This window comes from Hydrogenophaga sp. RWCD_12, from assembly GCF_046604225.1.
Classification (GTDB): Bacteria; Pseudomonadota; Gammaproteobacteria; order Burkholderiales; family Burkholderiaceae_C; genus Hydrogenophaga.
Genome location: NZ_JBKIXC010000006.1, coordinates 52,714 through 72,583 on the forward strand (window position 1 = coordinate 52,714; position 19,870 = coordinate 72,583).

At 66.6% G+C, this 19,870-nt stretch carries 20 protein-coding genes; 6 read left to right on the forward strand and 14 right to left on the reverse strand.

From position 1 onward, the window contains the following. Nucleotides 1–88 precede the first annotated feature (88 nt). Nucleotides 89–856: a TfpX/TfpZ family type IV pilin accessory protein gene (gene tfpZ, locus ACLIJ1_RS21440; RefSeq protein WP_411367598.1), complete on the forward strand. Its 768-nt coding sequence runs from the start codon at nucleotides 89–91 to the stop codon at nucleotides 854–856. A 51-nt stretch (nucleotides 857–907) separates the two neighbouring features. Next, nucleotides 908–1,474, forward strand: coding sequence for a pilin (locus ACLIJ1_RS21445; RefSeq protein WP_411367902.1), 567 nt, complete (start codon nucleotides 908–910; stop codon nucleotides 1,472–1,474). 13 nt (nucleotides 1,475–1,487) lie between these two features. Here the strand turns inward: ACLIJ1_RS21445 and moaC are convergent, their stop codons facing one another. Further along, on the reverse strand, nucleotides 1,488–1,991 hold the full coding sequence (gene moaC, locus ACLIJ1_RS21450) for a cyclic pyranopterin monophosphate synthase MoaC (protein WP_411367599.1): 504 nt from the start codon (nucleotides 1,989–1,991) through the stop codon (nucleotides 1,488–1,490). Between the two features lie 61 nt (nucleotides 1,992–2,052). Here moaC and ACLIJ1_RS21455 point away from each other — a divergent pair, with 61 nt between their 5' ends. Then, complete coding sequence (locus ACLIJ1_RS21455; RefSeq protein ID WP_411367600.1) at nucleotides 2,053–3,615, forward strand: M48 family metalloprotease; 1,563 nt, start codon at nucleotides 2,053–2,055, stop codon at nucleotides 3,613–3,615. On the opposite strand, the gene ACLIJ1_RS21460 is transcribed toward ACLIJ1_RS21455, so the two are convergent. Then, nucleotides 3,598–3,948, reverse strand: a complete 351-nt coding sequence (locus tag ACLIJ1_RS21460) for a phage holin family protein (protein WP_411367601.1) — start codon at nucleotides 3,946–3,948, stop codon at nucleotides 3,598–3,600. The genes ACLIJ1_RS21455 and ACLIJ1_RS21460 overlap by 18 nt on opposite strands. Before the next feature lie 36 nt (nucleotides 3,949–3,984). Next, complete coding sequence (locus ACLIJ1_RS21465) at nucleotides 3,985–4,695, reverse strand: TerC family protein (RefSeq protein ID WP_411367602.1); 711 nt, start codon at nucleotides 4,693–4,695, stop codon at nucleotides 3,985–3,987. 331 nt (nucleotides 4,696–5,026) lie between these two features. Here ACLIJ1_RS21465 and ACLIJ1_RS21470 point away from each other — a divergent pair, with 331 nt between their 5' ends. Both ACLIJ1_RS21470 and ACLIJ1_RS21475 read left to right on the forward strand, forming a co-directional pair. Further along, the gene (locus ACLIJ1_RS21470) at nucleotides 5,027–5,710 is read left to right on the forward strand and encodes a TerC family protein (RefSeq protein WP_411367603.1); all 684 of its coding nucleotides are present in this window, start codon (nucleotides 5,027–5,029) and stop codon (nucleotides 5,708–5,710) included. 47 nt (nucleotides 5,711–5,757) lie between these two features. Continuing rightward, on the forward strand, nucleotides 5,758–6,162 hold the full coding sequence (locus tag ACLIJ1_RS21475) for a DUF3717 domain-containing protein (protein WP_411367604.1): 405 nt from the start codon (nucleotides 5,758–5,760) through the stop codon (nucleotides 6,160–6,162). Between the two features lie 42 nt (nucleotides 6,163–6,204). Here ACLIJ1_RS21475 and ACLIJ1_RS21480 read toward each other — a convergent pair whose 3' ends face one another. Then, nucleotides 6,205–6,972 carry an MBL fold metallo-hydrolase gene (locus ACLIJ1_RS21480; RefSeq protein ID WP_411367605.1) on the reverse strand — a complete coding sequence of 256 codons (768 nt, stop codon included), beginning with the start codon at nucleotides 6,970–6,972 and terminating at the stop codon, nucleotides 6,205–6,207. A 261-nt stretch (nucleotides 6,973–7,233) separates the two neighbouring features. Next, entirely contained in the window at nucleotides 7,234–8,649 is a 1,416-nt protein-coding gene (purB, locus tag ACLIJ1_RS21485) for an adenylosuccinate lyase (RefSeq protein WP_411367606.1), read from the reverse strand. 111 nt (nucleotides 8,650–8,760) lie between these two features. Between purB and ACLIJ1_RS21490 the strand changes: the two genes are divergently transcribed. Next, on the forward strand, nucleotides 8,761–9,375 hold the full coding sequence (locus ACLIJ1_RS21490) for a glutathione S-transferase N-terminal domain-containing protein (RefSeq protein WP_411367607.1): 615 nt from the start codon (nucleotides 8,761–8,763) through the stop codon (nucleotides 9,373–9,375). A 22-nt stretch (nucleotides 9,376–9,397) separates the two neighbouring features. Here the strand turns inward: ACLIJ1_RS21490 and ACLIJ1_RS21495 are convergent, their stop codons facing one another. From ACLIJ1_RS21495 to glnE, 9 genes are all read right to left on the reverse strand, one after another. Further along, nucleotides 9,398–9,850 carry a nuclear transport factor 2 family protein gene (locus tag ACLIJ1_RS21495; protein WP_411367608.1) on the reverse strand — a complete coding sequence of 151 codons (453 nt, stop codon included), beginning with the start codon at nucleotides 9,848–9,850 and terminating at the stop codon, nucleotides 9,398–9,400. Nucleotides 9,851–9,856: 6 nt separating this feature from the next. Then, nucleotides 9,857–10,723 carry an SDR family NAD(P)-dependent oxidoreductase gene (locus ACLIJ1_RS21500; protein ID WP_411367609.1) on the reverse strand — a complete coding sequence of 289 codons (867 nt, stop codon included), beginning with the start codon at nucleotides 10,721–10,723 and terminating at the stop codon, nucleotides 9,857–9,859. Between the two features lie 10 nt (nucleotides 10,724–10,733). After that, nucleotides 10,734–11,279 (reverse strand): DUF3833 domain-containing protein, encoded by a 546-nt coding sequence (locus ACLIJ1_RS21505; protein ID WP_411367610.1) that lies wholly within the window; start codon nucleotides 11,277–11,279, stop codon nucleotides 10,734–10,736. After that, nucleotides 11,276–12,607, reverse strand: coding sequence for an MFS transporter (locus ACLIJ1_RS21510; RefSeq protein WP_411367611.1), 1,332 nt, complete (start codon nucleotides 12,605–12,607; stop codon nucleotides 11,276–11,278). Before ACLIJ1_RS21510 ends, ACLIJ1_RS21505 begins: the two co-directional genes overlap by 4 nt. A gap of 9 nt (nucleotides 12,608–12,616) precedes the next feature. Continuing rightward, a complete protein-coding gene (locus tag ACLIJ1_RS21515) occupies nucleotides 12,617–13,168 on the reverse strand; it encodes a chalcone isomerase family protein (RefSeq protein ID WP_411367612.1) in 552 nt (183 codons plus the stop codon). 10 nt (nucleotides 13,169–13,178) lie between these two features. Further along, nucleotides 13,179–14,387: a class I SAM-dependent methyltransferase gene (locus ACLIJ1_RS21520; RefSeq protein ID WP_411367613.1), complete on the reverse strand. Its 1,209-nt coding sequence runs from the start codon at nucleotides 14,385–14,387 to the stop codon at nucleotides 13,179–13,181. Between the two features lie 8 nt (nucleotides 14,388–14,395). Next, nucleotides 14,396–15,196: a DUF1365 domain-containing protein gene (locus ACLIJ1_RS21525; RefSeq protein WP_411367614.1), complete on the reverse strand. Its 801-nt coding sequence runs from the start codon at nucleotides 15,194–15,196 to the stop codon at nucleotides 14,396–14,398. After that, nucleotides 15,193–16,602: an NAD(P)/FAD-dependent oxidoreductase gene (locus ACLIJ1_RS21530; protein ID WP_411367615.1), complete on the reverse strand. Its 1,410-nt coding sequence runs from the start codon at nucleotides 16,600–16,602 to the stop codon at nucleotides 15,193–15,195. The genes ACLIJ1_RS21525 and ACLIJ1_RS21530 overlap by 4 nt, the downstream gene beginning before the upstream one ends. Nucleotides 16,603–17,084: 482 nt before the next feature. After that, on the reverse strand, nucleotides 17,085–19,868 hold the full coding sequence (gene glnE, locus ACLIJ1_RS21535; RefSeq protein ID WP_411367616.1) for a bifunctional [glutamate--ammonia ligase]-adenylyl-L-tyrosine phosphorylase/[glutamate--ammonia-ligase] adenylyltransferase: 2,784 nt from the start codon (nucleotides 19,866–19,868) through the stop codon (nucleotides 17,085–17,087). Nucleotides 19,869–19,870 lie beyond the last annotated feature (2 nt).

Here is a 19,870-nt window from a genome sequence, read left to right on the forward strand (position 1 = left end):
ATTGGGTCATCGTGAAGAGTTCCAAAAGAGCGCTTGGGTGATTTTGGGTGTAATAACTTACTTGCTTTTGCGTTGTTTAGATTAATTCATGAAATTTGACTCGAGATACCGGGTGGCATCAAAGGCGGCGAGTGTTCATTTGCTCGGCAGCATCGCCCTGGCAGTCATTGCGGCAGCAATCGTGTTTGGGCTCTGGTATCCCTATCCGTACCGTGAGCTATCAGGAGGGCGAGAGCTCTTTATGTTGGTCATCGCCGTGGATGTGGTGTGTGGGCCATTGCTGACCTTTGTGTTGTTCAACCCTGCCAAACCAAGGCAAGAGCTCTGGATCGATTTGAGTCTTGTGGTGGTTGTGCAACTACTGGCTCTGAGCTATGGCGTCTGGACCACTTGGCAAGCTCGACCTCTCTATTTGGCACTGGAAGTGGATCGGTTCAAAGTTGTGATGTCGGCGGACATCGACCACGAAGCTCTTAAGTTGCTGCCCACCGACCTACGTCCCTTTGCCTTTGGTGGCGTCAGGACTGTGGCTTTGCGCTCGCCGAATAGTGTGCATGAGAAGAACAAGGTTCTTTTTGAGTCTATCGTTGGGGGTCGGGATTATGCCGAACGCCCGGAGTTCTATGTTCCATACGAGGGGGGCGCTGCAAAGGCCTCTCTTATTCGTGCTAGACCATTAGAGCCATTTTTGCAAAAGTTTCCCGACCAAAGGGAGTCGGTGGAAAAACTGGCAAGTGTTAACAAGATTGCGCTGAGCGACCTGACTCTTTTGCCTGTTGTGGGTCGCCAAGACTGGGTTGCCTTGTTGGATAGGAATGGGGGAATTCAGGGCTTCGCCAAAGGAGATGGATTTTAAAGGGGTTTTATTGTGCGTACAACACAGAAAGGTTTTACACTCATCGAATTGATGATTGTGGTTGCAATTATCGGCATATTGGCAGCCGTGGCGCTCCCAGCTTATCAGGACTACACTGTTCGGTCTAAGATTTCTGAGGCAATAGTGGCCGGGGTGGCGGCCAAGACACTGCTGAGCGAGGCCTTTCAGTCCAACGGAACCAACGGCTTGCAGGCTGGGTCTCAGGCAATAAACGACATTCCGTTTTCCGAAAAGCAATCCAAGTACGTCCACAACTATTGTGTATATAACGCAGCGGGAGGCGGCGTTCCTCCAATTGGGGCGAATTGCCCAGCATTTCCAGCGGGAGCAGGCAACTGGATTGTCTCGATTGCTTTGGCAGGAACTGCTGGAAATGGCATCCCCATTGGGTTGAACGGGCACACATTCAACCTTGCGCCGAATGCGTCCAATGGAGGGGTAGTGGGGATCCCATCCGCGACTTCTCAGGGTGCCATTGACTGGGCATGTGTCTCAACGACAAACGGCGCATCCACCGGACGGGGCCTTGGCAACAATACGGTCGTGCCTGCGGCAAATGCCATCCCTGCGAAATACATGCCGTCGGAATGCCGCTGACCGGCAATGGCGGTCAAGTGGCGGAATAGACCCCACTCTTCCCGCCCTTCTTCTCCAACAGCCTGACCCCGCCGATGGTCATGCCCCGGTCGACCGCCTTGCACATGTCGTAGATGGTCAGCAGGGCCACGCTGCAGGCGGTCAGCGCCTCCATTTCCACGCCCGTCTGGCCGGTGCACTCTGCCGTCGCGCGGCACAGCACGCTGTTGCCGGATTCATCGACCTCGAATTCGACCGCGACCCGCGTGAGCGCAATCGGGTGGCACAGCGGGATCAGGTCGCTGGTCTTCTTGGCGCCCTGGATGCCGGCAATGCGGGCAATGCCGAGCACGTCACCTTTCTTGGCTGTTCCGCTCTGAATCAGCGCCAGTGTCGATGGCAGCATCGAAATCCGGCCTTCGGCGACCGCCACGCGGTGGGTGCTGGCCTTGGCCGAGACGTCGACCATGTGGGCCTGGCCCTGGGCGTCGAAATGGGTCAGCGGGCTGGACGCCGTGGTCTTGGGTGTGTCGGTCATGGCGGTACTACTTTGCGTGGGCTTTACAGAAACCACTGGGGCTTGGCGGCATCATACGGGGATGAATCTCCGCTTCCGTTCGGGCAGTGCTCCCTTCTGGCCGCGGCCCTTGGCATGGGTGGTGGCTGCTTCGGTCCTGCTGACACCTCTGCCGGCCTCCTGGGCCCAGAACGCCGCGCTCCCCTCGCTGGGCGATGTGAGCGGTATGTCGATCGCCGCCGAGCGGCGGCTGGGCGACAGCATTGCGCGCGACATTTTCCGTGACCCGGACTACCTCGACGATCCGGTGCTGGTCGATTACCTCAACGTGTTGTGGCAACCTCTGCTGGGCGCGGCGCGCGCTCGGGGCGACATCCCGCCGGAGTTGTCGGACCGGCTGGCCTGGCAGTTGCTGATTTCCAGGGACAAGCGCGTCAATGCGTTCGCACTGCCTGGGGGATACATGGGCGTGCAGCTGGGCCTGATCGCGGTCACCGAGACGGCGCCGGAGCTGGCCAGCGTCATGGCCCACGAGCTCAGCCACGTGTCTCAGCGCCACATTGCGCGTATGTTGTCGAAGCAGGACCAGATGGCGCCCTGGCTCATGGGCGCGATGATTCTGGGCGTGCTGGCTGCGCGCTCGAACGTCGATGTGGCCAACGCAGCGATCGCTGGCAGTCAGGCGGTCGCGATCCAGAACCAGCTCAATTTCTCGCGCGACATGGAACGCGAAGCCGACCGCGTCGGGTTCGGCGTGCTGACCGGCGCCGGCTTCGAGGGCCAGGGCTTCGTGAGCATGTTCGACAAGCTGCAGCAAGCCGCCCGCCTGAACGACGACGGCTCGTTCCCTTACCTGCGCAGCCATCCGCTGACCAGCGAACGTGTGGCCGACATGCATGCACGCATTCCCCTGGCCTCGGCGGCGCCCAGTGGCCCGCGGATCGGTGCCCCGGTGGTGCCGAATGTGTCACCACCCAAGGAGCAGCATCAGTTGATGGCCGCGCGTGCCCGCGTCCTGTCGGAAAACGGGCCGGACCGGCAGCGCGCGTGGGCGCAGGCGGCCCAGGCACCACAGGCCAGCGCAGCGGCGCTCTATGCGGCGGCCCTGTCGGCGCACCGTCTTGGCCAGTCGGCGCAGGCCCTTGCGCTGGCCAGGCGTGGACGCGCCGCTGCCCCGGTGTCGACACAGGTCACCTGGGATCTGTTGCAGCTGGAGATTCTGGTCGCACCCGGGGCCAAGGCGCTGGCCGACGTCGCTCTCGGCCCTCTGCGCGACCAGGCGCTGGCGGGAGGCACGCGTGCCGATCTGTTGCTGGGTGCAGAGGCCGCCTTGCGGACGCAGACCGCATTGCCCGCCGTGGCGTCGCGCCTGCAGGACTGGCTGGTGGCGCGACCGAAGGACGCCTCGGCCTGGCAGATGCTGTCCCGGGTTCAGGCGGCGCTGGGGCAGCGGCTGCGGTCGGTGCGTTCCGATGCGGAGGCGCACGCCGCACAACTGGATTTCAGTGGCGCGGCCGAGCGCTTCCGGGCCGCGCAGATGTTGCCGGCCGCCGAGCGCAACGCCGACGCCATGGAACTGGCGATCATCGATGTGCGCCGGCGCGAGGTCGAAGCCCTGCAGCGCGATTCAGCGCGACAGGAGTGATTTCACCGCAGCATCGACCATCAGCATGATGGCCGAGTAGATCAGCGAACCCAGCAGCGCGGCACCGAAACCGTTGACGTGGAAGCCGTCGAGCATGCTGGCGGCCGCCCAGAACAGCAGGGCGTTGATCACGAACAGGAACAGGCCCAGCGTGATGATGGTGACCGGCAACGTCAGGATCACAAGGACCGGCCGCAGCACCATGTTGAACAGCCCGATCACGAACGCCGCGATCAGGGCCGAAGTGAAGTTTTGCACCTGCACACCAGGGTACAGATAGGCCACCAGGAGCAGGGCGCAGGCGGCGAGCAGCCAGGTCAGGATGGTTTTCATTGGACCAGCATAGCACCGGTCCCATGGGTCTGTCGCTCAGACGGGAGCCGCTGGATCGCTGTTGGCGTGCCGGCGGTTGCGCCACCATCCGGCGGCGAGCACACCTGCGATGCACAGGCCAATCACTGCCCAGTACAAGGCGTTGGTGGCGGGTTCCGTGCCGGCGGTGTGGAACGTGTCGAACACCAGCTTCTCGTTGACGATCATGCTGCCGGCGGTGAAGGCGAGCACCCCAGCACCGATGTACATGATGGAAGGAAAGCGTTCGACCAGCTTGAGCACTACGGTGCTGCCGAACACCACGATGGGCACGCTCACCAGCAGCCCGATGACCACCAGGTCGAACGAACCGTGGGCCGCACCCGCCACGCCCAGCACGTTGTCGACGCCCATGATCGCGTCGGCGACCACGATGGTCTTCATCGCACCCCAGAAGGTGGTGGCTCCCGGGCCATGGTCATCCCCGCCGTCATCCTCCGCGATCAGCTTGTAGGCGATCCAGAGCAGCGCCACGCCACCGACCAGCATCAGGCCCGGGATCTTGAGCAGCCAGACCACGCCGATGGTCATGATCGAGCGCACGACGATGGCACCGACTGTGCCCCAGACGATGGCCTTCTTCTGCAGGGCGGGGGGCAGGCTGCGGGAAGCCAGGGCGATGACGATGGCGTTGTCGCCCGCCAGCACGAGGTCGATGAGGATGATGGCGAGCAGCGCCGACCACCAGGCGGTGGACAGGAATTCCATGGGGAGGCTCCAGATGGGTGAGTATCTGAAGGTCTTGTCCAGCCCACCAGCCTGGTGGGCCCAGCGCGCCGGGTTCCGTGGATGGAACCGTATTGACGACACGCTGTTCAGCGTCATCCTGCCTCAGTGTGGACAGGATCCGCTTGGGACTACTCCCCTTCCGCTAGCTCTCGATTTTATGGCGCCGACATTCCCCTGCAGACTGAAGGTCCTTCAGTGGTCGTACGCGGTATCCCGCATGGGTGTTCCGGACCAGCCTGTTTACACTGACGCGCTTTCGGCTCGGCTTTTTGCCAGGCTTCCGAACACGACATTTCGCGCGGAGACTCGCTTGGACTTCTTTACTAACCCGCAGTTCTGGCTGGGCCTGGGCCAGATCATCTGGATCAACATCATCCTGTCGGGCGACAACGCGGTCGTGATCGCATTGGCGGCCCGTGGTCTGGAGCCCCGTCAGCAAAAGCAGGCGATCTTCTGGGGCACTGCAGCCGCGGTGATCCTGCGGGTGGTGCTGACCATCGTGGCCGTCAAGCTCATGCAGCTGCCGTGGCTGCAGCTGATCGGTGGCATTCTCCTGCTGTGGATCGGTGTGCAGCTGCTCAATGATGGCGACGAGGAGGAAGTGGAAGGCCACTCCCACAGCGGCCTGATTCCCGCCATCCGGACCATCCTGGTGGCGGACCTGGTGATGAGCCTGGACAACGTGATCGGCGTGGCTGCTGCGGCCAACGGGAACACGGCCCTGCTGGTGATCGGTCTGGCGATCGCGATCCCGATCGTGATCTTCGGCAGCACGCTGATGATCAAGGTCATGGGCCGCTACCCGATCATCGTTACCTTTGGTGCCGCCCTGATTGGCTGGGTCGGTGGTGAAACCATGGTGTCCGATAAGATGATCGAACCGATGGTGCCCCACCATTCGGTCGCTTTCTATGCGGCGGCCGCAGCCGGTGCCGTGCTGGTGGTGGTCCTGGGCAAGTTCCTGCAGAACCGCAAGGCCGTGTCGGCTGCGTGACCAGTGGAGACGGCTGGCGGGGCAGCCGGTCGTAAGATCAGTTTCCCATGCCTGCCATCCACATCACCGACATCGAAGCCGCGATCAACCACTGGCGTGAGCGGGTGCCGTCTGCAGACGGTGTGGCGCTGGCGCCCGAGCTGCAAGCGCTGGCGAAGGTGTATGCGTTGCTGGTCTTTCATGGCCAGACGGAGGCCGACGAAGCGGCGTTGTCCGTAGAGGCGCGACGCGCCTGGCTGGCCTGGTTCGAAACCACCCCGGACACGCCCTGCATCGCAATCTGCTCGACCAGCCAAGGCGATGAGGTGTGCAAGGGCTGTGGCCGCAGCTTCCATGAAGTGCAGCACTGGACGGGCATGAGTCCCGCCGAGAAGCGCAGCGTCTGGCGCCGCATTACCCTCGCAGGAAATGCCTGGCGCTTCAACCGCTACGCCGAGCGCGCGATCGAATAACGATCCGCGCAGCGGCGGAGTGGCGGAGTGGGGGCCAGCCCCTCAGGCCGGGATCGTGTAGTTCGCCTGCGTGACGTTGTCGATGCCGCAGGTCAGGTCACCGATCCAGCCGATGAACTCCTTGACCGCATCGCCGGACAGCGGCGCGCCGTGTTGCGGCACGATCATCTGGATCGGCAGCTGGCGCACCATGTTCGCCCACAGGCGCAGCACCTTCTGCGACACCATGTAGCGGCGGTGGAAGGCTTCCATGCGGTGCAGGTGCGGCGCCAGGCTGGTGATCGGTGTGGCCGCTTCGCCCGAGGTGCCCAGCGACACGCCGAGGTCGCCGGAGAACAGGATCTTGCTCACCGGGTCCCAGAACTGGAAGTTGCCTTCGGCATGCATGAAGTGCGCCGGCAGTGCCACGATCTCGCTGCGCCCGAGCTTGATCCGCATGCCAGGGTCGGGGATGCCGACAATGCGCCCGGCCGTCTTTCCGGGCTTGCAGAAGTGAGGCGCGAAACGCTCCCACAGCTTCGAGATGTACAGCGTGGCCTGGGTGCTGGTCATCCAGCGGTCCAGCGAGGCAATGATGTCCGGATCGGCGTGCGAGGCCAGGATCTCGGTGAGCTTGTTGGGCGGAAAGTAGCGGCCGATGGTCAGCAGCAGTTCGTTGAATGCCATGTTGCCGCCCGGATCGATCACCGCGCCCTGATCGCCATCGATGATCAGGAACTGGTTGGCCTGCACGGCTTCGCCGCCCTCATCGCTGAGGTGCGCGAACATCAGGCACACATGCCCTTGGTGGTTGTACAGCTCGATGGCCATGGTTTTGTGTTCTCCAACGAAAAGCGGGCCATAGGCCCGCAGTGGACCACCTCTTGCCGGGCGGTCTCAAGGGCGTGACTGTAGGGGTGATGCCTCTGGCCCGACTTGAGCCAGATCAACCCCTGCAAGCACTATGCCCAAATTCGAGAAGCACGAAGGGTGGGAAAACCAGTCTTTTCCCCCATTTGTTGGTGCCGGGCTCCACGACGCACACCGAAGTGGTGCGAGGGAGCCCTGCCCCGCAGGGTATCGGGCCCTGGCTCAGGCGCGGCGGGCGAGTTCGGCGGCCTTGCCGACGTAGCTGCCCGGCGTCATCGCCAGCAGGCGGTCCTTCTCGGCCTGGGGGATCTCCAGGCTGCGGATCAAGGTATGCAGCGCCTCGGCGGTCACGGTCTTGCCGCGCGTGACTTCCTTGAGCTTTTCGTAGGCACCCTGCACGCCGAAGCGACGCATGACGGTCTGGATCGGCTCGGCCAGCACTTCCCACGAGGCGTTCAGGTCCTCGGCCAGCGCTTCTTCATTGAGCTCCAGCTTGTTCAGTCCGGTCATGAGCGAGCTGTAGGCCAGCACGGCGTAGCCCATGGCCACACCCATGTTGCGCAGCACGGTCGAGTCGGTCAGGTCGCGCTGCCATCGGCTGATCGGCAGCTTCTCGGACAGGTGCCTGAGCAGCGCGTTGGCCAGGCCCAGGTTGCCTTCGGCGTTCTCGAAGTCGATCGGGTTGACCTTGTGCGGCATGGTCGACGAGCCGATCTCGCCGGCCTTGAGCTTCTGCTTGAAGTAGCCCAGGCTCACATAGCCCCAGATGTCGCGCGAGAGGTCGACCAGGATGGTGTTGGTGCGCGCGATCGCGTCGAACAGCTCGGCCATGTAGTCGTGCGGTTCGATCTGGATCGAATACGGCTGGAACGTCAGGCCCAGACCCAGCGGTTCCGGCGTCTCGATGACCTTCTTGCTGAAAGCTTCCCAGTCGAAGTCGGGCCAGGCCGACAGGTGGGCGTTGTAGTTGCCGACCGCGCCATTCATCTTGCCCATCAGCTTGACCGCAGCGATGCGTTCGCGGGCCGTGGACAGTCGCACCACCACGTTGGCCAGCTCCTTGCCGACGGTGGTCGGGCTGGCGGTCTGGCCGTGGGTGCGGCTGAGCATGGGCACCTCGGCGAACTGCCGGGCCATGTCGCGCAGTCGGTTGATGATGGTGTCCAGCGCGGGCAGCAGGACCACGTCGCGGCCGCCCTTGAGCTGCAGGGCGTGGCTGGTGTTGTTGATGTCTTCGCTGGTGCAGGCGAAGTGCACGAATTCGGCGGCCTTTTCCAGTTCGGGGCGGGCGTCGAACTTGGACTTGATCCAGTACTCGACGGCCTTGACGTCGTGATTGGTGGTCTTTTCGATGTCCTTGATGGCAACAGCGTCTGCTTCGGAAAAGTTCTTCACCAGGCCCATCAGGTAGGTGCGAGCGCCGGGTGAGAGCGGCGGAAATTCGTCGAAACCGGCGTCGGACAGGGCGATGAACCAGGCGATTTCAACCTGCACGCGGCGGTGCATGTAGCCCTGCTCGCTCATGAAGGGGCGCAGCGACGCCAGCTTGCCGGCATAGCGGCCGTCCAACGGAGAAAGGGCGGAAACGGGCGTGAGGGTGCCCGCGGCGGAGGGGGAGGCAGTGGTGGTCGATCGCATCCTTGGATTGTAGAAGGCGGGTGTGGCGCCGGGGTGACCGCCTGCCGTCAGCACGTGTTGGCACCGCGCTGGCTAAAATGACCGGCCCAGGGACTCCCACGCTTTTTCTCCATGAAACTCATTGGCGCCATCACCAGCCCTTACGTCCGCAAAGTGCGCGTCGTCATGGCCGAGAAAAAGCTCGACTACCAGTTCGTGCCGGAAGACGTCTGGTCGGCCGACACGTCGATCGCCACGTCCAACCCGTTGGGCAAGGTGCCCTGTCTGATCATGGAAGGCGGCGAAGCGGTCTTCGATTCGCGCGTGATCGTCGAATACCTCGACACGCTCTCGCCCGTGGGCAAGCTGATTCCGCCGTCCGGCCGCGAACGCGCCGAGGTCAAGACCTGGGAAGCGCTGGCAGACGGCGTGATGGACGCCGCGATCCTGGCGCGCCTGGAAGCGACCTGGCCCGGCCGCACCGAGGAGCAGCGCAGCCAGGCCTGGATCGACCGCCAGCTGGGCAAGGTCGACGCCGCGCTGGTGGCGATGGCCCGCGGACTGGGCGACAAGCCCTTCTGCTCGGGCATCCACCTGAGCCTGTCCGACGTCGCGGTCGGCTGCGCCCTGGGTTACCTGGGCTTCCGATTCCCACAGCTGGAGTGGCGCACCACGCACCCTAACCTCGCCCGCCTGGCCGACAAGCTGGCGCTGCGCCAGAGCTTCGCCGACAGCCGTCCCAGCTGAAGCCTCCCGCCGTTGGGCGGGTTCACTGATTGGCTCTGCGCCTGAGCCAGCGCATCACTGCGCCCAGGCCGGGCAGCTTTTCGTACAGCTCTTCGGCCGCGTCCCAGTAGTCGCGGTGGTCGGTGACCTTGCCGTCGGCAGCCAGCGTCAGATGCGAACCGCCGCGGATCACCTGTTCGGTCACGGTGTCGAAGCGGCGGAAACGGAAGCGGAATTCCCAGACCAGAAAGGCCTGCGATCCGTCGACCAGCTGCTGTGTGACCACAAAACGCGGCTCGTGCAGCGCCGTGAACATGTGGCCGAAGATCTGCCGGATCGCGGGCAGGCCCTGCACCTCGTTGAACGGGTCCTTGAAGCGCGCCGCGGGGGCGTAGTACTCCCCGAGGCGGCCGAGATCCTGCGGGCCCAGTCGCGCGTAGAACGTGGCCAGCCGGGCGACGGCGGCGCGGTGGTCGGAAGTGGCGTTCGTCGTCATGTCGGGTCAGAGCCCGGTGGCCCGGTGCACCAGCGGGAAGTAGGCGCGGTACGGCAGCAGGCGCAGCAGCTTCATCCAGCGCGTGAAGCGCTTGGGAAAGTGGATGTCGAACGCGCCCGCCGCGATGCCGGCCAGCAGTTCCCGTGCCGCCACCTCGGGCGTGATCAGCGCGGGCATCTCGAACTCGTTTTGTGCGGTCAGCGGTGTTTTCACGAAACCGGGGTGTACCACGCTCACGCCGATGCCGCGCGGCGCCAGGTCGAGGTACAGCGTCTCGGCCAGATGCGTCAGCGCCGCCTTGGTCGGGCCGTAGGCCAGTCCCTGGGGCAGGCCGCGAAAGCCCGCCACACTGCTGACCAGGCTGATGTGGCCCTGTCCGCGCGCTAGGAAAGCAGGCAGCACGGCGTTGAGCAGGTTCAGTGCGCCGCCGTAGTTGATCGCCATGTGGCGCTGCATCTCGGCCAGGTCGAAGGTGTCGGCGCGCTGGCCGCGGTAGTGGCCGGCGCAGTAGAGGACCACGTCGACTGGGCCCTGTGCCAGGATGGCCTGGGCGGCGCGGGAGACGCTGGCGGCGTCGGTGGCGTCCAGCGGCCAGGCCTGCACGCGCGACGGCTCACCGGTGCGGGTATGGCGGGCGACCAGTTCTTCCAGCCCGGCCGCGCTGCGCGCCGACGCCAGCACCGTCGCGCCGTGCGCCAGCAGCTGTTCCGACGCGGCGCGGCCGATGCCGGTGGAGGCGCCGACGATCCAGACCCGCTGCCCGCGCCAGTTGGTGATGGGCGGATTGAACGGTCGCCAGAGACCGGGCCCGCGCCGGGGCGCGGAGGTGCCGGTGGCGGCGACCGGTTCGACAAAGCTGCGTGGGGTGTTCATGCCATCGGGCTCAGGTGGCGCGACGCACGAAGCTCAGCGTGACTTCGCCGAGGCGGACGCCGAACTTGCTCATGGTCGCCTTGTTGAGCATCACGCGCTCGTCCATCAGGTACATCCAGTCGTCGAAATCGACGTTCCAGACCCGGCCGTCCACCGGCAGCGCCAGCGTGTAGCCCCAGCGGAAAGCGTTGCCAGCCACCTGTCCGTCGGCGATGCCGACCACGTCGTCCGCGCGGCCGGTGTAGCGGCCGTTGCCCAGGTGCGTCAGGCGCCAGATGCGCTTCTGGGTCGTGCCGTCCGAATAGGCGAAGTCTTCGTCGAGCACGCCCTCGTCGCCGTTCCACTGGCAGCGCATCACCACGGTGAAGCGGCGCACCACCTTGCCGCTGCGGTCGGTGAACACGCCATAGGCGTCGAGCGTGCCGTTGAAATAGGTGCGCAGGTCCAGCGGCGGTTTCTCGCTCGCATATTCGGTCACCTGCGGTCCGGCGCAGCCGGTGAGTGCGAGCGAGGCGGCGGCAGCGCCGGCACCGGAGAGCAGGAGGCGACGTTTCATGGCAATGCCTTGTGGGGAATGGTCGGGGCCGGCGCGGCGGCCGGGCGGATCAGCAGTACGTACAGCAGGCCGGCGGCCAGCAGCTTGAGTGCACAGGGCAGCAGGGCGTAGGCCAGGGTCAGGGTCTGCAGGGCCTCGGGGTCCCGCGTGCCGGGGGCGTAGCCCAGCGCGCCCAGCAGCGGCAGCGCCAGGCCGGCCGCCAGCGCGAGGTTGAACTTGGCGGCGAAGTTCCACCAGCCCAGGTAGGCGCCTTCGCGCTGGCCGCGTTCGCCGGTCTCGTCCATCAGCCCGGTCAGCAGCGCACCCGGCAGCGCCAGGTCGGTGCCCAGCGCAATGCCCGAGAGCGCACACACGATCAGGAAGGGCACGGTGTCGCCGCTGCCCAGCGTGGCGGTCCACACGAAGGTCGCAACCGCCAGCAGCATGCCCGTCAGCCAGGTGCGCGCCAGGCCGAGCCGCGGCACCAGCTGCAGCCACAGCGGCAGCGACAGCGCAGCGCTCAGGAAGTACAGACCCAGAAACGCGGGTTCGAGACGGGCCGGTGCCTGCAGCCGGTCCTGGACGAAGAACAGCACCAGGGTCGCGGGAACCGCACTGGCCGTGCCGTTGACCACGAACACCGCCAGCAGGCGCACGAAGCGCGGTTCCCGCCAGGGGCTGGCGGCGGTCCGGGTGGTGAGCAGCTGCACACCGGGTGGTGGCGCCAGGGCGCTGGACCAGGCCAGCCAGCCGATCGCCAGCAACGCGGCGAACACGCCGACGGTCATTGCCAGACCACCCACCGTCGGCAGCACCGCCGCGATCAGCACGCCGGCCAGAGCGAGCCCCTCGCGCCAGGCCTGCACGCGGCTGCGCTGCACCTCGTTGCCGCCCAGGCGCGCGCCCCAGGACTGGTGCGCCACGCTGGCGACGCTGTAAGCCGCATAGGTCACGGCCATCAGCGCGCCGGCCCAGACCAGCAGGCCGGTGCTGCCGCCGCGCAGCGCGGGCAGCGGAAACAGCAAGCCCCACAGCCCCAGCGCGAGCACGGCCGCCGCCGCGCCCGCGGCGCCCAACACCGCGCGGTGCGAGCGCGCGAACAGCCGGTCGCACCAGCGCCCGATCCACGGGTCGAGCAGCGCGTCGAACAGCCGTGTACCCAGCAACACCATGCCCAGCGCCGCCAGCGGCACGCCGAAGCTGCGTGCGTAGTGGTTGGGCAGCAGCACGTACAGCGGCAGCGCCACGAAGGCCAGCGGCAGACCGAGCAAGCCGTAGCGCAGGCCTTCGCGCCAGGCGCCCGGCCCGGTGAAGCGCTCGGCCACGGAAGGGGTGTGGGTGGCTGGCATGGCTGCGCCTCAGCGCGTCGCGCCCGCGATCAGGGCGTCGCGCAGCTTGGGCTGCGAGGTGCGGGGCGAAAGCCAGATGCCGAAAAAGCGCGCGGAAAACACCGGGTCGTCCACCGTGCCGTGCAGACGGCCGTTGAGGTAGAAGCGCGCGCCGCGTTCCGGGTCGTGTTGCCCGAGCAGCCGGTCGCCCGGAGCGACGTCGGGAAACGTCCTGGCCATGAGGTCCAGCCACTGGCGCGAGCGCGCCGGCTCCAGCGGCGCGATGCCCTGCATCTCGTCGAGCGAACGTTTCGCGATCGCCGGGCCGTCGAAGGCGCGCCGGTATTCCAGCTCCAGGGCGAAGCGCTGCCCTTCATAGCCCTGGGGCTCGAAGCCGGGGCTGGCGTACAGCGTGGCGCGGTAGACCTCCAGGCCAAACCAGCGGAACAGGCTCTGTCCGATCGCGCGCTGGCCCGCCAGGGCTTCGTCCGCCGTGTGCGCATTCGCCGCCGCCAGCCGCGGCAGTGCCGAGCTGCCGGTGGTCACCAGCAGCGTTTGCAACAGGAGCCTGCGCGTGGCCATGGGGCGGTCCTCAGTCCGGCTTGCGCAGCGTGAACTGCACGACGTCGGTGTTGCCTTCGGCGAAGGCGGCTTCACAGTAGGCGAGGTAGAACTCCCAGGTGCGCATGAAGCGCGCGTCGAAGCCCAGCGGCTGCACCTGGTCCTGCTGCTGCAGGAATCGCTGGCGCCAGTGCCACAGCGTGCGCGCGTAGTCCAGGCCGAAGTGGAACTGGTCGACCACCTGCAGGCCGGCGCGTTCGGCGGCGGCGCGGAACTGCGAGGGGCTGGGCAGGCAGCCGCCCGGGAAGATGTACTGCTGGATGAAGTCGGTGCCGGCGATGTAGCGCTCGAACAGGTCGTCGCGGATGGTGATGCTCTGGATGCAGGCGCGGCCGCCCGGTTTGAGCAGGCGCGCGACCGCGCTGAAGTAGGTGTCCCAGTACTCGCGACCCACGGCTTCCACCATCTCGATCGAGCAGATGGCGTCGAACGGCGCATCGGCGATGTCGCGGTAGTCCTGCAGGCGCAGGTCGGCCCCCGGGTTGCGCTTCTGTGCAAACTCCAGTTGTTCGGTCGACAGCGTCACGCCGGTCACCGAAGCTCCAAACTCGGTGCTCGCCTTCTCGGCCAGCGCGCCCCAGCCGCAGCCGATCTCCAGCACCCGGTTGCCCGGCTGCACGCCGGCCATGCGCAGCGCGCGTCGCACCTTGGCGTGCTGCGCCTCCACCATGTCCTGGTCGGGCCGCTCGAACAGCGCCGACGAGTAGTTCATTGTCCCGTCGAGCCAGAGCTCGTAGAAGGCGTTGCCCAGGTCATAGTGGGCGTGGATGTTCTTGCGGCTGTTGGCCTTGCTGTTGCGGTGGAGCAGGTGGCGCAGCCGGTAGGCCAAGCGGCCGATCCAGGAGCCGTAGACCACGTCTTCGATCGCGCTGCGGTTGGCGATCAGCAGGCGCAGCAGGTCGGTCAGCTGCGGCGTGCTCCAGTCGCCGGCGATGTAGCTCTCGGCAAAACCGATGTCGCCGGATTTGAGCGAGGCGCCGAACACGTTCCAGTTGCTCAGGCGCATGGTGGCCAGCGGCCCCTGCCCACTGCCGAAGCGCTGCACCGTGCCGTCGGGCAACTGCAGCGTGAGCGATCCATGGCGCATGCCCTGCAGCAGTTGCAGCGTGGTGCGCGCGGCGGCCGGGGCGCTGCGGGGCAGGGCGAAGCCGGCGTGACGGGGGGCGGTGGTGCTGTTCATGGATCGGATCAGGAGGGCGTGGACACGGGGGGGCTGGGATGGCCGGGCGTGACGAAGTCGGCCGGCGGGGCGGGCTGGCGGAAAAACGGGGCGCGCTTGATCCACAGCCGCAGCGCCTGCCAGTGGATGCGCGCAACCACGGCCAGCGTCATCGCCGGGTGTTGCCACAGCGCACGGCGGGCACTGGCTTCGGTCAGTGGTTCGAGCGCGCCGCTGACGCTGGTGCGGATCAGGGGCTCGGCGCCGGGTTCGTCGTGGAAGTCGATGCGTGCCACGGTGCGGTCTTCGGCGCCGTGCTGCGTGCGCAGGAAGACGAATCGGTATTCCCCACGCACCGGGCAGAAGGGCGAGACGTGGAACACCTTGTCGGCCTTGGCCGGCACGCCGGAGCGCGGCGCGTCCAGCAGGTAGCAATGGCGTTCGCCGAAGGTGTTGTTGACCTCGGCCACCACGGCGCGCAAAGCACCGTCGGCCGCGTGGCAATACCAGAAGCTGACCGGTTTGAACACGAAGCCCAGCACGCGCGGGTAGGTGTGCAGCCAGACCTCGCCGCTGGCGTCGGTGATGCCTTGTGCGGCCAGGGTCTCGTCCAGCCATTGCAGGCTGTCTTCGCGGCCATCGCCGTGGTCGCGGTCGTGGAAGGCCAGCGCGGCGCGGCGGTTGCGCACCAGCGCACCGTTGCCCTGCGCGCGCAGGCTGCGCATCGGCAGCAGCAGGAAGAAGGTCGGGTAGGCAAACGCGTGCGCCTTGGGCCGCGAACGGGCGTGGCGCACCTGGCCAAAGCCGATCAAGGCCTTTGACAGGTTCACGCGATCACCCCGGGCTGTGCCGCCATGCGGGCCTTGCGGGCGCTGCTGGCAGGCAGCAGGTCATGATCCAGGATGATTTCGTGTGCTGCGCGCAGGCCAGCCTTCAGGCCGTCTTCGTGGAAGCCATAGCCCAGCCAGGCGCCGGCGAACCAGGTGTGGTTCTGGCCCTGAAGCTGGGCGATCTGCTTCTGTGCCCGGATCGCGGCCAGGTCAAACACCGGGTGTGCGTACTCGTATTCGCCAACCACGGTGGCCGGGTCGATCGGGCCCTGAGGGTTGAGCGAGACGATCACGGGCGTCTGCACCGGCAGCGGCTGCAGGCGGTTGATCAGGTAGTGCAGGCAGACGCGCGGCTCGCCGCTGGCGCCGCCGGCCTCGTAGTTCCAGGCCGCCCAGGCCTTCTCGCGCTGCGGCAGCACCGAGACGTCGGTGTGCAGCACGGCGCGGTTGGGCTGGTAGCGGATGGCACCCAGCAACACGGATTCTTCGGCCGTGGCCGAGCGACCGAGGATGGACAGCGCCTGGTCGCTGTGGCAGGCCATGACGATGGCGTCGAAGCGTTCCACGCGGGCGTGGGTGACCACCTGCACGCCGTGCGCGTCGCGCAGCACCTGCTGCACCGGTGTGTTCAGGCGACGGTCGGGAATGGCCGCGACGATCTTCTCGACATACTGCCGCGCGCCGCCGGCGACCGTGTACCACTGCGGGCGGTTGGTGACCTGGATCAGGCCGTGGTTGTGGCAGAAGCGGACCATGGTCGCGACCGGGAAGCGCAGCATCTGGTCGGTCGGGCAGCTCCAGATGCAACCCATCATCGGCAGGAAATACCAGTCGCGGAAGGCATCGGAAAAACGGTGGCGGGTCAGGAAATCGCCCAGCGGTTCCAGCAGCGGGCTGTCGCCGCCGAGGTCGTCGCCGCGCCGCGCCAGCCGGGTCGTCAGGCGGTTGAAGCGCACGATGTCGGCCAGCATGCGCCAGAAGCGCGGGTTCCCCAGGTTTTCTCGCTGCGCGAACACGGTCGACAGGTCACAGCCGCTCCACTCTAGCGCCGCACCCTTCGGACCGGCACCGGGCGCCTGGACCGAGAAGGACATGTCCGACGGGGCGACGGCCACGTCCAGTTGTTCCAGCAACGCCAGGAGGTTGGGGTAGGTGCGCTCGTTGAGCACCAGAAAGCCGGTGTCGACGCCGAACGTGACCGGCCGGCCGCTGGGATCGGGCAGGGTCAGGTCGACCGTGTGCGTATGGCCGCCGAAGTAGTCGCCGGCCTCAAACAGCGTCAGTTCGGCCAGTCCGGTCAGGGTGTGGGCGGCGGCCAGTCCGGCGATGCCGGAGCCGACGATGGCGACGCGGGGACGGCGGCCGGGAGCGCCGCCGATGGGGGAGGTCTGGTGGGGCGAGTACATGGCTCAGCCCCGGCAGGCCGCCACCCGGAAGGGGCGGCGGTGAGAGGAAAAACAAAGATCTGCGAAGCGCCCCGACGCGAAGGAGGGAGGGAGGGAGGAGGAGGAGAAGCGCCTCGGGATTGCAACCGCCACGATCGGCGGAAGGCTTCGCAGAGCAAAAACCTGTGGTTCCGACAACACCAGCATCGGCATCGCGGTGCCGATATTGAGCGGGGTGGCCGTGGAAAAGTTCCGCGGGTATGGGTACATGTGCCCTCCGGGTGGCTGGGTTGCCGAATTGAACTGCTTGGTCTCATTGTGACTGATTAGTCACAAAACAGCCGAAGCAATCTTTCGGTTGCCCCTTCCGGGCACATGGTCTTGGTTGCTGGCGCCCCGCGCAGCGCCGGAGGGCACGGGCCAGCCGCCGGGCCGTCCCAAGGCTGGCCCAGCCCCCTTGGGGGGCAGCGACCCGCGCCAGCGGCGGAGCGTGGGGGCTCGATCTAGCCTGGGTTGCCGAGCACGTGTTGCCAGAGCGCCTGTACCGCAGCGGCCAGGCCGGCGGCGGCGCTGGCGTCGATCTGTGTTGGCGCTTCGTCCAGGCGTGCCCTGTGCTGGAGGTGACGCAGCTCGCGGTAGGCGTCGGCCGCTTCCTGGCCCACGCCGTGCGGCAGCAGCCCCACCGCCTCGGCACGCTGCAGCAGTGCGATGTTGCCCAGATTGCCGCGCAGTTCCGGGTGTTCGCCCGAGTGCGCCAGCACCAGGTACTGGACCACGAATTCGACGTCGACCATGCCGCCCACGCTGTGCTTGACGTCGAACTGGTCGCCGCGCACAGGGTGGGCCGCGCGCACCTTCTCGCGCATAGCCGTGATTTCCTGCGCCAGTGCAACGCGATCGCGCGTGGCGGTGATGACCGCTTCCCGCACATCGTCAAAGCGCAGGGCCAGCTCGGCGATGCCCATCACGAAACGGGCCCGCGTCATGGCCTGGTGTTCCCAGGTCCAGGCGGTGTTGCTGCCGCGGCCGCGCTGGTAGTGGTCGTAGGCAGCGAAGGTGGTCACCAGCATGCCCGAGTTGCCGTTGGGCCGCAGGGCGGTGTCGATCTCGTAGAGGTCGCCTTCGCCGGTTTTCACGGTGAGCCAGTTGATCAGCTTGCGCACGAAGCCGGCGTAGATCTCGCTGGCGTTTTCGTGCTCGTCTTCGTAGACGAACACGATGTCCAGGTCGCTGCCGTAGCCCAGCTCCTTGCCGCCGAGCTTGCCGTAGCCAATGATGGCGAACGCAGGCTCGTCGCGGTGGCGGTTCTTCAGCCGGCTCCAGCACCAGCGTGCGGTCACGCGCAGTACCGCGTCGGCCAGCGCCGACAGGTCGTCGGCCACCTGCTCCACCGTCAGCACGCCCTCGACGTCGCGCGCCAGGGTGCGGAACACCTCGGCGTGCTGTGCGCGGCGCAGCAGGTTCAGCAGCGCCTCCTCGTCGTCCTCGCCGGTGCGGGTCAGCGAGGTGCGCCGGTCTTCGAGGTCGGCCTCGAACTGCGCGGCGTCGAAGCGGTCGGTCAGCAACTGCTGGCTGGCCAGTTCGTCGATCACGCCCGGGTGCTTGAGCAGGTAACGCGCCGGCCACTTGGCCGCGCCCAGCAGGCGCAACAGCCGCTCGTGCACCGAAGGCCGCTCCTGCAGCAGGGCGAGGTAACTTTCGCGGCGCAGCAGCGGCTCGATCCAGTCGGCCAGGCGCAAGGCCGCCACTTCGCTGACGCGCCCTTCTTCGAGCCACGCGCCGGTGCGTTCGACCAGCCGCACCAGCCGCATGCGCGCGTCTTCGCGGAGTGCCAGCACGCGCGGGTGTTCACACCACTGAGCGACCTTGGCGGCAAAGGCCTTGGGCAGGCCGGCCATCACGCCCTGTAGGTCTTCCATCGCGCCGCGCGAGGCAGCCTTGTGGCAACCCTTGCCGCTGCAACCGCCGCCCGGCGCGCCGCCCAGCAGGATGTCGAACTCGTGCGCCACCGTTTCGCGGTGGGTGTCCAGCGCGCACAGGAAGGCACAGGTGTCGGGGTAGCCCATGGTCGCGGCGATCCAGGCCAGGTCGTCGTCGCGCGTGGGAATCAGGTGGGTCTGCTGGTCGTCGAGGTACTGGATGCGGTGCTCCACCTTGCGCAGGAACACATAGGCCGTCGACAGCGCGTCGGCCGTGGCGCGCGGCATCAGGCTGGCCTTGGCGACGCGCTGCAGTGCATCCAGCGTCGGGCGCGTGCGCAGCTCGGGGAACTGGCCGCCGCGCACCACCTGCAGCAGCTGCACAGTGAATTCGATCTCGCGGATGCCGCCGCGCGAGAGCTTGACGTCGTTGGCGCGGCCCGGGTTGCCGGCGGCGCGCTTGGCCGCGTGGTCGCGGATCTGGCGGTGCAGGGTGCGCAGGGCGTCGAAGACGTTGTAGTCCAGGTACTTGCGGAACACGAAGGGCAGCACGGCGCTGCGCAGCGCGCTGGCGCTCTTGTCGGCGATGCACGCGTCGGGCGCGATCACGCGGCTCTTGAGCCAGGCAAAACGCTCCCACTCGCGCCCCTGCACCAGGAAATACTCTTCCAGCGCCCCAAGCGAAACCGCGCTGGGGCCGGAGTTGCCATTGGGCCGCAGCGCCAGGTCGACGCGGAACACATTGCCGTGTTCGGTGGTCTCGCCCACGCTGTTGTAGAGGTGCTTGACCGCCTTGCCGAAGTACTCGTGGTTGCTGATGCGGTTGCGGCCGGCCGCGTTGCCGGCGGTCTCGCCGTCGGCGTCGTAGACGTAGATCAGGTCGATGTCGCTGGAGACGTTGAGCTCGCGCGCGCCGAGCTTGCCCATGCCGATCACCCAGAGCTGGGCGCGCTGGCCGGTCTCGCTCATCGGAGCGCCGTAAAGGTCGTCGAGGTCGGCAAAGGCCAGCGTGCAGGCTTGGTCGAGGGCCAGTTCGGCCAGTTCGGTGACGGCGCGCGTGATGTCGGCGAGCGGGGCATCCTGTTCGCAATCGAGCACCACCAGGCGTTCCATCACCAGCTGGCGCAGCACCCGCAGAGCGGCCGGCACCGGCAGGCTGCGCGCACGCAGTGCCGCCAGGCAGGTCAGCATCGTCGCCTTCACCGGGGCACCCGGCGGGAGGCAGTCCAGTTCGTTCTCGTAGCGGCGCCGCACCCGCTGCACGAAGCGGGAATGCTCGGCCTGCCGCGCGACCGGAGCACCGGAATTCACATTTGATGACAAAGCAGAAACCGACGCTGCGGAACCGTCGCTAGCACTGACCGTCATAA